The sequence below is a fragment of the Sphingobium sp. WR1 genome, assembly GCF_059693745.1.
On the sequence record NZ_JCATID010000009.1, the window covers coordinates 152,425 to 168,115 of the forward strand.

The 15,691-nt window shown below is 66.1% G+C and carries 13 protein-coding genes; 11 read left to right on the forward strand and 2 right to left on the reverse strand.

Translation table 11 applies throughout. From position 1 onward, the window contains the following. Positions 1-6: 6 nt before the first annotated feature. The 9 genes from AC58EF_RS13070 to AC58EF_RS13110 all read left to right on the forward strand — a co-directional run bounded on the left by AC58EF_RS13070 (position 7) and on the right by AC58EF_RS13110 (position 10,476). Positions 7-1,902, forward strand: a complete 1,896-nt coding sequence (locus AC58EF_RS13070) for an XrtA/PEP-CTERM system amidotransferase (RefSeq protein ID WP_497276755.1) — start codon at positions 7-9, stop codon at positions 1,900-1,902. After that, positions 1,899-2,198, forward strand: coding sequence for a hypothetical protein (locus tag AC58EF_RS13075; RefSeq protein ID WP_497276756.1), 300 nt, complete (start codon positions 1,899-1,901; stop codon positions 2,196-2,198). Before AC58EF_RS13070 ends, AC58EF_RS13075 begins: the two co-directional genes overlap by 4 nt. A gap of 66 nt (positions 2,199-2,264) precedes the next feature. Beyond that, positions 2,265-3,614 carry a sugar transferase gene (locus AC58EF_RS13080; protein WP_497276757.1) on the forward strand — a complete coding sequence of 450 codons (1,350 nt, stop codon included), beginning with the start codon at positions 2,265-2,267 and terminating at the stop codon, positions 3,612-3,614. Positions 3,615-3,618: 4 nt separating this feature from the next. Then, positions 3,619-4,749, forward strand: coding sequence for a glycosyltransferase family 2 protein (locus tag AC58EF_RS13085; RefSeq protein ID WP_497276759.1), 1,131 nt, complete (start codon positions 3,619-3,621; stop codon positions 4,747-4,749). A gap of 61 nt (positions 4,750-4,810) precedes the next feature. Continuing rightward, on the forward strand, positions 4,811-5,548 hold the full coding sequence (locus AC58EF_RS13090; RefSeq protein WP_497276760.1) for a class I SAM-dependent methyltransferase: 738 nt from the start codon (positions 4,811-4,813) through the stop codon (positions 5,546-5,548). Beyond that, the gene (locus tag AC58EF_RS13095; RefSeq protein WP_497276761.1) at positions 5,545-6,846 is read left to right on the forward strand and encodes a hypothetical protein; all 1,302 of its coding nucleotides are present in this window, start codon (positions 5,545-5,547) and stop codon (positions 6,844-6,846) included. The genes AC58EF_RS13090 and AC58EF_RS13095 overlap by 4 nt, the downstream gene beginning before the upstream one ends. After that, positions 6,843-7,988: a glycosyltransferase family 4 protein gene (locus tag AC58EF_RS13100; protein WP_497276762.1), complete on the forward strand. Its 1,146-nt coding sequence runs from the start codon at positions 6,843-6,845 to the stop codon at positions 7,986-7,988. The genes AC58EF_RS13095 and AC58EF_RS13100 overlap by 4 nt, the downstream gene beginning before the upstream one ends. Continuing rightward, complete coding sequence (locus tag AC58EF_RS13105) at positions 7,985-8,731, forward strand: FkbM family methyltransferase (protein WP_497276763.1); 747 nt, start codon at positions 7,985-7,987, stop codon at positions 8,729-8,731. The genes AC58EF_RS13100 and AC58EF_RS13105 overlap by 4 nt, the downstream gene beginning before the upstream one ends. Before the next feature lie 2 nt (positions 8,732-8,733). Continuing rightward, positions 8,734-10,476 (forward strand): MFS transporter, encoded by a 1,743-nt coding sequence (locus AC58EF_RS13110; RefSeq protein ID WP_497276765.1) that lies wholly within the window; start codon positions 8,734-8,736, stop codon positions 10,474-10,476. Between the two features lie 100 nt (positions 10,477-10,576). Here AC58EF_RS13110 and AC58EF_RS13115 read toward each other — a convergent pair whose 3' ends face one another. Further along, positions 10,577-12,295 (reverse strand): amidohydrolase, encoded by a 1,719-nt coding sequence (locus AC58EF_RS13115; protein WP_497276766.1) that lies wholly within the window; start codon positions 12,293-12,295, stop codon positions 10,577-10,579. Continuing rightward, complete coding sequence (locus AC58EF_RS13120; protein ID WP_497276768.1) at positions 12,292-13,161, reverse strand: NAD(P)-dependent oxidoreductase; 870 nt, start codon at positions 13,159-13,161, stop codon at positions 12,292-12,294. Before AC58EF_RS13120 ends, AC58EF_RS13115 begins: the two co-directional genes overlap by 4 nt. Before the next feature lie 98 nt (positions 13,162-13,259). Here AC58EF_RS13120 and AC58EF_RS13125 point away from each other — a divergent pair, with 98 nt between their 5' ends. Beyond that, entirely contained in the window at positions 13,260-14,507 is a 1,248-nt protein-coding gene (locus AC58EF_RS13125; protein WP_497276769.1) for a threonine ammonia-lyase, read from the forward strand. Positions 14,508-14,621: 114 nt separating this feature from the next. After that, complete coding sequence (locus AC58EF_RS13130; protein ID WP_497276770.1) at positions 14,622-15,440, forward strand: arginyltransferase; 819 nt, start codon at positions 14,622-14,624, stop codon at positions 15,438-15,440. The last annotated feature ends 251 nt before the right edge of the window (positions 15,441-15,691 follow it).

Consider the following 15,691-nt stretch of genomic DNA (forward strand, 5'->3'; position numbering starts at 1 on the left):
GTTCGCATGTGCGGCATAGCGGGCATCTTCCATCTCGAAACGGCCAAGCCGGTCGATCCCGCGCGGGTCCGCGCCATGCTGGACGTGATGCCGCATCGCGGCCCGGACGGCAGCGGCATCTGGACCGCGCCGGGCGTGGGGCTGGGCCATCTGCGTCTGTCGATCATCGACCTGGCCGGCGGCGCGCAGCCTATGCTGACCGAGGATGAAAGCCTCGCCGTCGTCTTCAACGGCGAAATCTACAATTTCGCGGAAGTGCGCGCGGAACTGGAGGCGAAGGGCCATGTCTTCCGCACCCATAGCGATACCGAAGTCATCCTCCACGGCTATCGCCAATGGGGCGAGGAGTGCGTCCACCGCTTCAACGGCATGTTCGCCTTCGCCCTGTTCGATGCGCGCGCCCAGTCGCTCTGGCTGGCGCGCGACCGGCTGGGGGTGAAGCCGCTTCACTATGCGCTGCTGTCCGACGGCAGCCTGATCTTCGGATCGGAATTGAAGAGTCTGCTCGCCCATCCGCTGCTGCGCCGCGCGCCGGACCTGTCGGCGGTCGAGGATTATATGGCCTATGGCTATGTCCCCGACGACGCCTGTCTGGTGGCCGGCGTGCGCAAGCTGGGCGCGGGCGAAACGCTGCGGCTGGTGCGCGGCCGCGCTCTGCCGCAGCCGCAACGCTACTGGGACGTCAGTTTCGCCGACCGCAGCAAGGCGAAACCCGAAGCGCTGGAGGAGGAACTGGTCGCGCTGATGCGGCAGGCGGTCCGCTCGCGCATGGTAGCGGACGTGCCGCTCGGTGCGTTTCTCTCCGGCGGCGTCGACAGCAGCAGCGTCGTCGCGCTGATGGCCGAAGCCTCGACCCGTGCGGTCAAGACCTGCACCATCGGCTTCGACGTCGCCAGCCTCGATGAAACCGCCTATGCCGATCGCGTCGCCCGCCGCTTCGCCACCGACCATCGCTCCCGCATCGTGTCGCCCGACGATTATGGGCTGATCGATACGCTTTCCTTCCATTTCGACGAGCCTTTCGCCGACGCTTCCGCACTCCCCACCTATCGCGTCTGCGAACTGGCGCGCGAGCAGGTGAAGGTGGCGCTGTCGGGCGACGGCGCGGACGAAGCGTTCGCCGGCTATCGCCGTCACCGCTTCCAGATGCAGGGGGAGCGGTTCCGCGCGATGGTCCCCGCGTCAGTCCGCCAGCCTGTGTTCGGCGCATTGGGGCGCTACTATCCCAAGGCCGACTGGGCGCCCCGCGTTCTGCGCGCCAAGTCGACCTTCCTCGAACTGGCGGGCGAGGGGGGGGATGCCTATGCCACCTCGGTCGGCATGACAGCGCACGCCCTGCGCCAGCGCCTGTTCAGCCAGGAGATGAAGAGTCGCCTGGGCGCCTATCGGGCCGAGGACCGCTATATCAGGGCGATGGCGCAGGCGCCCGCGCGCGACCCGCTCGACCGCGCGCAATATGCCGACATCCGCATCTGGCTGCCCGGCGACATATTGACCAAGACCGACCGGATGAGCATGGCCGTCAGCCTGGAGGCGCGCGAGCCTTTGCTCGACTATCGGCTGGTCGAATTCGCCGCCCGCCTGCCCGTCGCCCAGCGTATTCGCGGCAACAGCGGCAAATATCTGATGAAGAAGGCGATGGAGCCGTTCCTGCCGCAGGACATTCTCTATCGCCAGAAAATGGGCTTCGTGACCCCGATCAGCGCCTGGTTCCGTGGCGCGCTGGCCGGGGAGGCGACGGCGATCGCGGGCGGATCGGCGCTGGCGAAGACCGGCTGGTTCGACACCCGAATGCTGGCCAGGGTCGCCGCCGATCATCGTGCCGGCCTGTCCGATCACGGCCGGCTGCTCTGGCAATTGCTGATGCTGGACAAGGCGCTGACGCGATTGTTCGGCGTGTGAGTAACACGTTGCGCAATTGGCTGGGGTTCGGTGTGATGTTGGCAGCGCCGTGGTTGGTCTGGCTCGGCTTTGCGCATATTGTGCGTCCTCATTGGAGCGGCGATGTTGCCGCTGCGATGACTGCTTCCTTTTCAGTCGCCGCGGGAATGAGCGGCTTCTGGCTTCTCGGCTCTCCATTTGCACGCTGGAAGGAGGGGTATCTGATGGCGCTGTTGGCAACCTACGTCATTCTAGCGGTCGCTGCGCAGCCCTTCATCGGCCTGCTGTCTGTCTGCACGACGGGTGACTGCATTTAGATCGCCCCCTTGCAACCCGCGCGTGCCGGTGCCAACGGGACGCATGGCGAAAATCAGGGCGCATCCGTGACAGTCTCCAAGGAAATCGTGCGGCTGCGGCTCTATGCGCTGTGTCTGGCGGGGGACATGGCGGGGCTGTTCTGCGCCTTCCTCGCGGCCAACTGGTTCGTGCTGGGTGCGCTCTGGGGCGAGCCGGGCAAGCCGCATGGGCTGGTGATGTTCGCCATGGTCGCGCCGCTCTACGCGCTGCTCGCGGTGCAGGGCGGCGCCTATGGCATCAACACGCTGGATCATGTCCGGCGCGGCATTTTCCGCGCGCTGCTGGCGCTGGCGCAGGCGGCGCTGCTGATGCTACTGATCGTCTATCTGGGCAAGATCGCCGAGCAACTCTCCCGTCTCACCTTCCTCACCGGGCTGGTGCTGGGCGCGGTCGCGCTGGCGCTGGTCCGCCTCGCCGTCGCGCGGCTGGCGGTCAGCCTGCTGGGCGACGTGCCGCACCTCACCGCCGTCATCATGGACGGGATCGCCATTGAAACCGGCCCGCATATGGAGATCATCCGGGCCGACGCCGCCAATCTCCGTCCCGAACGGCATGACGCCGACATGGCGGCGCGGCTGGCGGCGGCGGTCGGCATGGCGGAGCGGGTGATTGTCGCCTGTCCGCTCGAACGGATGGACGACTGGTCGGCGGCGCTCAAGTCGCTGTCCGCGCGCGGCGAGATCGTCGTGCCCGAACTGCTGCGCTTCGCCCCCGCGCGGGTGGATGAATTTGACGGCCAGCCCACCATCATCGTCGCGGGCGGTCCGCTCCAGTTCCGCGATCGCCTGATCAAGCGGCTGTTCGACCTGCTCGTCGCCGGTCTCGCCACGATCCTGCTGTCGCCGATCCTGATCGGCGCCGCGCTGGCGGTGAAGCTGACCAGCCCCGGTCCGATCCTCTTCCGCCAGCCCCGCATCGGCAAGGATGCGCGGCCCTTCTCCATCTACAAATTCCGGTCGATGCGCGCCGAGGCGAGCGACCACAAGGCCGCGACCTTGACGAAGCGCGACGACGACCGCGTAACCCGCGTCGGCGCGTTCCTGCGCAAGACCAGCATCGATGAACTGCCCCAGCTTTTCAACGTGCTGAAGGGCGACATGAGCATCGTCGGCCCGCGTCCGCACGCCGCCGCGGCCAAGGCCGGGGACAGCCTCTATTGGGAGGTCGACGCCCGCTACTGGGAACGGCATTGCATCAAGCCGGGCATGACCGGCCTTGCCCAGGTGCGCGGCCATCGCGGCGCGACCGACCATCATCAGGATCTGATCGACCGCCTGCGCTCCGACCTGGAATATGTCAGCGACTGGTCGATCTGGCGCGACCTGCGGATCATCGTCGCGACCCTGGGCGTACTCGTCCACCACAAGGCCTATTGAGCCGATGGCGACCAACCTGACACTCGCCGCGCTTCTGCTGTTCTGCCTGATTGCGGTGGCCTGGCCCTTTCTCTTCTACCCGCTGATCCTGCGCGCGCTGCCGACCCGGCCGGAACAGCCGGTCGCCGGTCCCACGCCCAGCGCGTCTCTGCTGTTCTGTGCCTATAATGAAGCCGACGCCATGCCGGAAAAGCTCGCCAATTTGGCGATGTTGAAGCGCCGCTATCCGGCGCTGGAGTGCCTCGCCTTCGATGACGGTTCCTCCGACGGCACCGGCGACCTGATCGAGCGCCAAGGCGACCTCGTCACCCTGTTGCGCGGTCCCGGCCGCAGCGGCAAGGCGCATGGCATGAAGCAGCTTGCGGTGCGGGCGCGGGGGGATGTGCTGATCTTCACCGACGCCAATGTGCTGCTGGACGAGGAAGCGGTCGAGCGGCTGCTCGCCCGCTATGCGGACCCGGAAATTGGCGGCGTGCTCGGCTCTCTCCACTATGTCGGCGCGGACGAAAGCGCGACCGCCTCGGTCGGTTCGCTCTACTGGCGGCTGGAGGAAAGGCTGAAGGATCAGGAATCGCGCACCGGCAATGTGCTGGGCGCGGACGGCTCCATCTTCTCGATCCGGCGCAGCCTCTATCCCGAATTTCCCGACAGCGTCCTGGACGATCTCACCGTGTCCATGGCGGTAGTATTTTCAGGTAAGCGATTGATAAAGGCCAAGAATGTTATCGCCCGCGAACGGCTGGTGACGGCGCGCAAGGACGAATATCGGCGCAAGGTCCGCATCGCCGCCCGCGCCTGGCACACGCACCGTCACTTGCGCCCGCAACTGCGGAACATGGCCGCGATCGACCGCTTCAAATATGCCTCGCGCAAGATCGTCCGCTGGTTCGGCGGCGTCTTCATCCTGATCGGCGCGGTGGCGGCCGGGGCGCTCGCGCTGCGCCTCTCGCCGATGCTCACCATGGCGGGCGCGCTGATTGTCGTGTTCGCTGTCTGGATTGGCGTCCGGTCGAAAAGCGGTCCGCTCGCGGCTGTGGTCGACGTGCTGATCGCCTATGCCGCCACCTTGCAGGGCGTGCTCAGGGCGATGCGCGGCCGCACCGTCACGACCTGGAACCCGGCCAAGTCGCGCTGACCCTCTCGCCAAGGGCGCGCGATATTGTATAGGCCGATCCTGACCCCAAGCGGAGAATGACGTGATTACTGTCCAGCGGGTGGCCAAGGCCGCCGGCAAGCATCTGACCAAGGCGGCGCTCAAAGTCCGCAAGGCGCTGGGCGCGCGCGCGACGCGCGGCTGCCCGGCCTGCGGCGCGACCGTCGTCGGTTTCTTCCGCTATGGCGACAATGGTGAATGGGGTTGCCCGGAATGCGGCGCGTCCCCGCGCGAGCGGCTGATGAACTGGCTGATCGGTGAGGGCAGGCTGACCGTGCCGACACAGGGCGCGATCCTGCACATGGCGCCCAATGAGGCCAGTCTGGTGAAGCGCTTCTCCGTCGCCGCCACCTATGCGCCCGCCGACCTCGATCCCTCGCGCTACACCGTACCGGACATGCGGCGCGTCGACCTGATGGAACTGGCGGACGCGAACCGCTACGACCTGTTCTACGCCAGCCATGTGATGGAGCATGTGCCCGACGATATGGTCGTGCTGCGCAACATTCTCCGGGCGCTCAAGCCCGGCGGCGAGGCGTGGCTGATCGTGCCGCTCTGGGCCAAGCCGACCGAGGATGGCAGTTTCGACATTCCCCCGCGCGAACGCGAGCGCCGCTTCGGCCAGTGGGACCATGTCCGCCAGTACGGTCCCGACTTCGCCGACCGCATTCGCGCCGCCGGCTTCGATCTGGAGGAGATCGACGCAGCCTCGATCGACGTTGCGACACGCCATTTCTACGCCCTCGACGACCGGTTGTTCAGGGCGCGCAAGCCCGCATGAACCGTCTCGCACGGATGGAGGGCAGCGCCCGCATCCTGGCCCTGGTGAAGCTCGCCAATGTCGGGCTGGTGCTGATCTGGGGCTTTGCCGTCACCTTCGTCTTCGTGCGCGTCCTGCCGATCGCGGAGTTTCAGGCTTTCCTGCTGCTCGTCGCCTTCGGTAATTTCACCATTTCGGCCGAGTTCGGCCTCACCAGCATCATCTATGCCCGGCTGCGCCAGCATTGGTTGGGGCGCAGCGGAGGGGTGGAGGATGGCGGTTTCCGGCTGGAGGAAATGGGCGTACTCTTCCTCTTCCTCGGCCTGCTGGTCGCGGGCGGCGTGCTGATCCTGATCGTCGCGCTCCTCATGGGCTGGCTGGCGACCGGGATGCCCTTGCTGTTCCTGCTCTTCTTCCTGTCGGCCTGCCTCAACCTGCCCGCCCTGCTCGCCAAGCGGGCGCTGGCGGCGGTGGACGGCAATTTCCTGTGGGAGGGGCTGGATTGCGCGCGGCGCGTCGTGACGATCGGCCTGCTGCTGGCGATCCTCTTCGGGCTGGACCCGCGCCTGTCGGTCGCGCTGCAACTGGTCGCGAGCATGGCGGTGATCGGCTATGCCATCGCCCATGTCCATCGCCGACTGAACATGACCCGTCGCCACTGGCTCGCCTTTCGCGTCGGCGGCGGCCATGTCCGCGCGCATTATCTGCGCGACATCGGCGCGTCGGCGGCCTTCACTATGTCGGACATCATCGCCTATAACGCGCCCTATTTCACGATCGCTGCGATGACGTCGGACGCGCGGCCGATGCTGGTGTTCGATTTCTTCTTCAAGATGTCCAGGTCGCTGTCCATGCTGGTGCGCGCCATGGTCGAAGCCGCGCTGCCGCGCATCACCCGCGCCTATCATGCCGGGGATCGCGCCCGGCTGCGGCAATTGCTGCTGCGGGCGCTGGGCGCGGCGATGGTCTTCGCGGTAGCCCTTGCGGGCGTGCTGCTGGTAGCGGGCGACCGGCTGTTCGCGATCCTGTTCGACGGGCGCGCGGCGGTGGATCGGGCGGATATCGGCCTCATCATCCTTGCGTTGGCGGCGCTCACCATCCTCTGCGTCTCCGTCTATGTGCAGGCGGCGCTCGGACGGTTCAGCCAGTTGCTCGCCCGCTCGCTGCCCTTCCTCGCCGGGTCGCTGGCGAGCGCGCCGCTCGCGCTGCTGCTCTGGCCCGATCGCTTCGATCTCGCCTTCCTTGCGCTCTATGCCCTGACCCTGCTGGGCGTCGCCGGGCTGCACCTCCTGTCGCTCAAAAGGCTGCTGCGCGCATGAAGGTGGCGATGCTCGATCCGTCGCTCTTTACCGGGCGCTATGACGACAGCCTCTGCGCCGCGTTGGCCGGGCAGGGCGCGCAGGTGACGTTGCTCGGCCGCCCCATGCGCCCGACCGACGCCATCACGCCGCAGGGCTATGCCTATCTTCCGCACTTCTTCCGCCGCAGCGAAGCCTTGCGCGAAAAGATGGGGGAGGGGCGCGCCTTCCGTCTCGCCAAGGCCGCCGAATATGGCCTGTCCTGCGCGCAGGGCGACCTGACGCCGCTGCTCGCCGCCGATCTGGTCCATGTCCAATGGCTGCCCCTCGCGCCCGCCGACCGGCTGATGCTGAACCGGCTCAGCGGCAAGGCGGCGCTCGTCCACACCGTGCATAATGCCGACGCCTATCATGCCGATGCGGGCTTGCAGGGGCGCGGCTATCGCGCGCTGCTCGACCTGTTCGACGCGCTCATCGTGCATGGCGACACGACCCGCGCGGCGCTGGTCGGTCAGGGCGTCGATCCGGCGCGCATCCATGTGACGCCGCATCCGCCGATGCGCCTCGCGGCCGCGTCTCCGCAAGACCTCGCCGCCATCGCCCCGCCAAAGGTGCCGCGCCTCCTCTTCTTCGGCACGATCCGCCCCTATAAGGGCGTCGACATCCTCATCACCGCCTGCCTCCACCTCTGGCGCGCCGGCCATCGCTTCGAACTGGCGCTCGCGGGCAAGCCTTTCATGGATGTCTCCCCCCTGATCGATGCCGTCGCGCAGGCGGGCTTTGCCGATCGCCTCCTCACCGATTTCGGCTTCCTGACCGAAGGCCGGCTCGACGCGCATATGACGCGCGCCGACATGCTGGTCTTTCCCTATCGCCATATCGATTCGAGCGGCGCCTTCCTGTCGGCGCTGCACCATGGCAAGGCGATGGTGACGTCGGACGCGGGCATGTTCGGTCAGTTGCCGGACGGCGTCGCGGTCAGGGTGCCTGCCGGAAATGCGCCTGCCCTTGCCCAAGCCCTCTTGCCGCTGATCGAAAGCGCGGCCATCAGGCAGGAACATGGCGCGCGGGCGCGGGCCTATGGCGATGAAATGGGGTCTTGGAAGGATATGGCGGTGGCGACGATCGGCATCTACGAAACCGTGCTGGCCGGGCGCGCATGAACCGCTATCTGCGCGAACTCGCCGACCGCAGGCTGGCGCTGCGCCTCGCTTTGTCGGGCCGCGTCCACCAATATCCCGAAGTGCAAGCATTGAAGCGCTTTCTGTCAGCCTTCGCGGTCGACTGCCTGTTCGACGTCGGCGCCAATCGCGGCCAATATGCGACGATGCTGCGCAAGGATGCGGGCTATAAGGGGCTGATCCTGTCGTTCGAGCCGAACCCGGACGTGTTCGCAGAACTTCAGAGGCACGCCGCGTCCGACCGCAACTGGCATATATTCAACATGGCGCTGTCCGATTTCGACGGCACCGCCAGCTTCAATATCATGGCCGCCGACCAGTTCAGTTCGCTGAAAAAGCCGTCGGGCGAACAGGACGCCATCTTCGCCGATCGCAACAGAGTGACGAAGACGGTGGAGATGCAGTGCCGCCGCCTCGATACAATGCTGCCCCAACTGATGGCGCAGCATGGTTTCGCGCGGCCCTTCCTCAAGATGGACACGCAGGGTCATGACCTGTCGGTCTGCGAAGGCGCGGGCGACAGTCTGGGCCGGATGCTGGGCGTGCAGACGGAACTCGGCGTCCGCCCCATTTATGAAGGCGGCACCGGCTATCGTGCGATGATCGACTGGCTGGAGGGGCGCGGCTTCATCCCCTCCGCCTTCTTCGCCAACAACAAGGGCCATTTCCCGCTGCTGGTCGAGATGGACGGCATTTTCGTCAACCGGACGCTGGTTCAGGATTGAGCATGGGCAAGGTTGCCGGCTCCCTGTCCGCGCGCCGCCTGTTTCTGGCGGGAGCGATCGGCCTGACGCTATGGCTGGGTGCGACCTTCCTCTGGCATGTGACCTATCGGCAGGGCATCAGCCTGGCCGTCATCCTGCTGCTGGATCAGGATTTCCCGGCGCTGCTGGGATCGCTGCTGCTGCTGGCGCTGGCCGCGCCCTGGGCGGAAGGGAAGGGCTTCGCGCTCGCCAGACCTACGGCCCGGATCGTCGTCCCGCTGATCCTGCTGCTCGGCATGGCCGCCTGGGCCGGCCATTATGCGCTGTTCCAGGATTATGCGATCAGCCGGGACGAGGAAGTGGCGCGTTTCGCCGCCGCCTATATGCGCGAAGGCCTGTTCGCGCGACCGATCCCCATCGAATGGGAACCCTATCGCCGGGCGATCATGCCCGAATTCTTCTCCCCCTTCGGCGCGGCGGATTATTGGACGGCGGCCTATCTGCCGGTGAACAGCGCGATCCAGGCGATCTTCTGGCAATTGGGCGATCCCAATCTGGCCGGGCCGGTGTTGCTGATGGCGGGGCTGTTCGCGCTGTGGCGGGTGGCGCTGCACCTGATGCCCGACCGGCCGGACGCGGTGTGGGTGACGATGCTGCTCGGCTTTTCGTCCAGCCAGCTCTGGGTCACGGCGATGACCCCCTATGCCATGACCGGCCATTTCGCGCTCAACATGGTTTGGCTGGCGCTGGTGCTGCGCGGTGGGATGTTCGGTCATTTGAGTGCCGGCGTGGTCGCGCTGATCGCGGCGGGGCTGCACCAATGGCATTTCCCGCCCATCTTCATCGCGCCCTTCATCCTGTGGATGCTGCTGGCGCGGCGCTGGACGGTGGCGGCCTTCCATGCGCTCACCCTGGTCGCGATCGTCATCGTCTGGGCCAAGCTCTGGCCCGGCTTCCTGCTCCATGCGCTGGGCGCGCCGGCGGACGTCCGCCCCTCCGCCGGCGTCGCCGACAAGGTGGGCAGCCTGTTCGAGCGGCTCGGCGACCGCTGGCAGCCGCTGGTGAACATCAGCCGCTATATCGCCTGGAACGACATATTGATGGTGCCGCTCGCCGCGCTCGGCATGGCGGCGATGCGCTGGGGCGCGATGATTCGCGGCCGGGAAATCGCGTTACCGCTGGCGCTGGGCTGCCTTGCGGGTTGCGCGCTGGCGCTGGCGCAGGGCTATGGCTGGGGCTTCCGCTACGCCCATGGTTTCATCGGCCCCTTCTGCCTGCTCGCGGGCCTTGGCTGGGCGCGCTTCCGGCCGGAGGGCGCGATGCGGCCCATCTTCATCGCCCTCCTCATCACCGCTTTGTCGAGCGCCTTTCTCGTCTGGCGCACGCATGAGTTTGTCGCGCCCTATGCCGCCAGCCACAAGCTGATCGATTCGAGCCAGGCCGACGTCGTGCTGATCGATCCGCGCGGTGGCCTCTACGTCACCGATCTGGTGCGGGGGCGGAACGGCGTGCCGGGCAAGCCGATGGTGATGAATCTTGGCATGTTGACGCTGGATCAGGTGGATATGCTCTGCGCCTCCTATGTCGTCGAACTGTTCGACCGCGCGGAGTTTCGCCCGCTGGGCGTGCCGCTGGCGCGCTGGAATCTCGGCCGCATGGACGCGCTGCGCGCCCATATGAAGGAAGTGGGCTGCGATAAGCCGGTCCAGCCGCCGCTGCCCGAGACGTTCGAGGATGCGCTGAACGCGGCCGATAACGCAATGTGATCGATCAGTTTGACGCGCGCTGATTTTACTTTGTTCCGTTCGCTCGAAGCGAACGGAGGTGATTTTATTCGTCTAACCATACCGCGCTCTGATGGAGCGGCTATTGCCCCTTCACATAGACACGCTTGCCGCCGATCCAGGTTTCCAGCACCTGAGTCTGGCGAATGTCGGCGGGGCGCGCTGTGCTGATGTCCCGGTCGATCAGCAGGAAGTCCGCGCGCTGCCCCGGAATCAGGCTGCCGAACTTCTTTTCGGCGAAGCCCGCATAGGCCGCCTGCCGGGTGAAGCCGTCCAGCGCCGCCTCGAAACCCACCCGCTGCTCGGGCATCCAGCCACCGAATGGCTCGCCCTTCGCATCCTCGCGGCTCATGGCGACGGCGATGCCGGGGAAGGGATTGGGGCTTTCCACCGGCACGTCGGAGCCAAAGGCCAGCGGCACACGATTGTCGAGCATCGACTTCCAGGCATAGGCGCCCTTCAGCCGGGCCTCGCCCATGCGCGCGGTCGCCATGCGCCAGTCCGACGCCTCATGCACCGGCTGCATCGACGCGATCGCGCCCAGCGGCCCGAAGCGCGGCAGGTCGGCGGGGTCGATGATCTGGGCATGTTCCACGCGCCAGCGCCGGTCGCCCTTATAAGTGTCGTTCAGTTCCTGGATCGCGTCCAGTATCTCGCCATTGGCGGCGTCGCCGATGGCGTGGACGGCGACCTGGAAATTATCCATCGCCGCGCGGCTCATGATGTTGCGGAGCTGGGTGTCTGGGATCAGGGTCAGGCCGCGCTGGCCCGGCGCATCGGCATAATCGGCCTTCAGCCACGCCCCGCGCGATCCCAGCGCGCCGTCGAGGATCAGCTTGATCCCGCCCATGCGCAGATGATCGTCATACAGCCAGGGCGTCGGCTCCGGCCCCGCGATCAGCACCATATTGTCGAGGCCGGCGGCATAGGACATGATCCGCACGCGCAGCGCGCCGCGATCGGCCGACCGGCGGAAGGCCTGCCAATCCTCGATGCTGGTGCCCATGTCGGCGATGCCGGTGATGCCCTGCGCCAACAGCGCGCGCTGCGCCTTTTCCAGCGCCATGTCGCGGTCCTTGGGCGCGGGCGGCGGCACGAATTTCTGGATGAGGTCCATCGCCCGGTCGACGAACACGCCCGCCGGCTTGCCCGCCGCCATCTCGACGCGCCCACCCGCGGGCGCCTTGGTCGTCGCCGTCACGCCGGCCGCGCGGATGGCGGCGCTGTTGGCCCAGCCGGCATGGCCGTCGATGCGCTCCAGCCAGACGGGAATGTCGCTGACCGCCGCATCCAGTTCGGCGGCGGTGGGAAAGCGGCCAAGGCCCCAGGCTTCCTGATTCCAGCCGGTGCCGATGATCCATTTGCGCCCCGGATTGGCGGCGACATAGGCGCGGATCTTCTCCTGCGCCTGTGCCAGCGACGTCGTGTCCGACAGGTCGAGCGTGATGAGCGACAGGCCATAGCCCATGATATGGCCATGCGCGTCGATCAGGCCGGGGATCATCGTCTTGCCGCCCGCGTCCAGCTTGAAGGCTGGCCCCTTGGGCCGCTCGGGCCATGGCTGGCCACGCTTGGGCTTTTTGGGCTTATATTCGGGTTCCTGATAGCGGCCGGGGATCAGCTTTTCGACCTTGCCGTCATCGTCGATCATCAGCGCGCCGAAATGCACGATCCTGCCGTTCGCATCCAGTGCGATACCGTTCACATTGTCGATCACGCCCGACGCGAGCGCAGGCAGAGGGCAGAGGGCAAGCGCCATGGCGGCGCTCCTCAGCGCGCGCGAAGACAGAAAATGGGTCATGCTCGGGTAATTCTCCGCACCAGCGCGCTGGTGTCCTGCCGATGGCCGCCCATGGCCTGCACATCGGCATAATATTGGTCGATCAGCGCCGTCACCGGCAGGGTGGAGCCGTTCGCGCGGGCCTCCTCCAGCGCTAGGCCAAGATCCTTGCGCATCCAGTCCACCGCGAAACCGAAGTCGAACTGGTCCTGCGCCATCGTCTTCCAGCGATGGTCCATCTGCCAGCTTTGCGCCGCGCCGCCCGAAATCGCCTCGAACACGGAGTCGAGGTCGAGGTCCGCCGCCTGGGCGAAGCGCAGCGCTTCGGACAGGCCCTGGATCACGCCGGCGATGCAGATCTGGTTCACCATCTTGGTCGTCTGCCCCGCGCCCGCGCCGCCGACATGGACGATCCGCGCGGCATAGGCCTGCATCACCAGCTTGGCGGCCGCCACCGCCGGCTCGCTGCCGCCGCACATGACCGACAGCCGGCCATTTTCCGCCCCCGCCTGACCGCCCGATACCGGCGCGTCGACGCTGTGGATACCCCGGCTTTCGCCCTCGACGAACAATTGCCGGGCGATCCGCGCCGACACGGTGGTATGGTCGATGAATAGGGCGCCGGGCTGCATCGCGCGGAATGCGCCCTCGCGGCCCAGCGTAATTTGCGCCAGATCATCGTCGGTGCCGACGCAGCTGATAACGATGTCCGCATCCTCGGCCGCCTTGGCCGGGTTGATCGCCACCTGGCCGCCATAGGCCTCCGCCCAGCTCTTCGCCTTGCCGATGGAGCGGTTATAGACCGTCAGATCATGACCCGCCCGCGCCAGATGGCCCGCAATCGGTCCACCCATGATTCCCAAGCCGATAAACGCGATCCTAGCCATCAAGCCTCGTATATTTTGTGCGTCCATCCCCGCCATAAGGCGAGTTTTCCGACAGTGCCAGTTTCTTCACCTGCAATTTTCGTTTAGGGGGCGTGCGCATGAACACGCTAGCCAAGATCGAAAGCGCGCTGCCGCTGCCCGTCACCGTCGACGACATCCTTGCCGCCCGTACACGCATTGCAGGCGCGATCGTCAAGACGCCGACGCTGATCAGCCAGACGTTCTCCGACATGCTCGGCTGCAAGGTTTACCTCAAGTTCGAAAATCTGCAATTCACCGCCGCCTATAAGGAGCGCGGCGCGCTCAATCGTCTGCTGCAACTGGATGACGCATCGAAGGCGAAGGGCGTGATCGGGGCATCCGCCGGCAACCATGCCCAGGGTCTGGCCTATCATGGCAAGCGGCTGGGCGTGCCTGTGACGATCGTCATGCCGACCACGACTCCGATCGTGAAGATCACGCAGACGCGCAGCCATGGCGCGACCGTGGTGCAATATGGCGAGAAGTTCGATGACGCCTATGCCCATGCCCGCAAGCTGGAGGTGGAGCAGGGCCTGACCTTCGTCCATCCCTTCGACGAACCCGACATCATGGCCGGGCAGGGCACGGTCGCGCTCGAAATGCTGGAGGACGCGCCGGAGATCGACACGCTGGTCATCCCGATCGGCGGCGGCGGCCTGTTTTCCGGCATGGCGACGGCCGCCCGCGCGATGAAGCCCGACATCAGGCTGATCGGCGTGCAGGCCGAACTTTACCCGTCCATGTATGATTTCATCAAGGGCGCGGACCTCGCCTGCGACGGCGATACGCTGGCCGAAGGCATCGCGGTCAAGCAACCGGGCGAGATCACCCGCCGCTTCGTCGAACGGCTGGCTGACGACATTGTGCTGGTCAGCGAACGTCGGCTGGAAGAGGCGGTGAGCCTGCTGCTCCAGATCGAGAAGACGGTGGTCGAGGGGGCCGGTGCCGCCGGCCTGGCCGCGCTGCTCAGCCATCGCGAGCAGTTTGCCGGGCGCAATGTCGGCCTGATCCTGACCGGCGGCAATATCGACACCCGCCTGCTCGCCAATGTGCTGCTGCGCGATCTCGCGCGGTCGGGCCGCCTCGCGCGCCTGCGCATCATCCTTCAGGACCGGCCCGGCGCGCTCTATCATGTCGCCCGCATCTTCAACCAGGAAGCGGTCAACATCCTTGAACTGTCGCACCAGCGCATCTTCACCAACCTGCCGGCCAAGGGCCTCAGCCTCGACGTCGAGTGCGAGACGCGCGATGGGGGGCATCTCGAACGGCTGATCGCGGCGCTCCGCGAGGCGGGTTATGAGGTCGCGCCGATCGAGGTCGCATAACGGGACGTGCCGCGCCCCAATATTCGTAGTAAATGCCCTTTTCAGCCGGGCAGCGGGGCGGCATAGTCCATCCATGAACCAGCAGCGGCGCAGCGTCGGGACAGGAGGGGGAGCATGACGGCGGCCTTCCGATTTCCGCGCTTCTTTGTCACCAACCCAAGCCCTTGCCCCTATCTGCCCGGCAAGAGCGAACGGAAGGTGTTCACCGAGCTGAGCGGCGACAATGCAGCCGAACTCAACGATGCGCTGGGCCGGATCGGCTTCCGCCGCAGCCAGAATGTCGCCTATCGGCCAAGCTGCGCCGATTGCACCGCCTGCGTCTCCGTCCGCGTCGTCGCCCAGGAATTTCAGCCCAATGCGACCCAGCGCAAGCTGATCCGCCGCAACAACGACCTGATCGCCACGGCGTGCAAGCCCTGGTCGACCGAGGAACAGTTCGCGCTGCTCCAGCGCTATCTCAACGCCCGCCATCCTGGCGGCGGTATGACCGAGATGGATGAGATGGACTTTGCCGACATGGTCGAACAGACGCCGGTCGACAGCCATGTCATCGAATATCGCGAGCCGGGCGTCGACGGGCGCGTCGGCAAGCTGGTCGGCGCCTGCCTGACCGACCGGCAGGGCGACGGCCTATCGATGATCTACAGCTTCTTCGATACCGAATTGCCGCACCGTCAGGGCCTGGGCAATTATATCATCATGGACCATATCCTGCGCGCCGCCCGCGCGGAGCTGCCCTATGTCTATCTGGGCTATTGGGTGAACGGGTCGGCGCGGATGCAATATAAGGTCCGCTACCGTCCGCTCGAAAAGCTGGGGCGTAACGGTTGGGTCCGTTTTGACCCGGACGAACAGAATCAGGCGATGCGGGACGTGCCGCGGCGCAATGAATCGCCCTTGCCGGTGGAATTGGCCGCAATCCTGCGCAAATAATTCGAAAGACAGGCCGATGTTCGCACCGTTACGGGGGCGGCGAGGGGCAATTTTTTAACATTTCTTGGTAGCTGTTTTTCATGGACATGATGAAAGCAACCGGATCGGAGGGGGGCGGTGGATCGCTTTGCTGATCATCGCTTCGATGACGCGCGGCTGATTCCTTGGTGGGATCGGGTCGTGTCCCACGGGGTGGTGTAGGAACCGTCGATCTACGGCAGGATCGGGTTCAGGTCAGGCGGCCAGTGCTG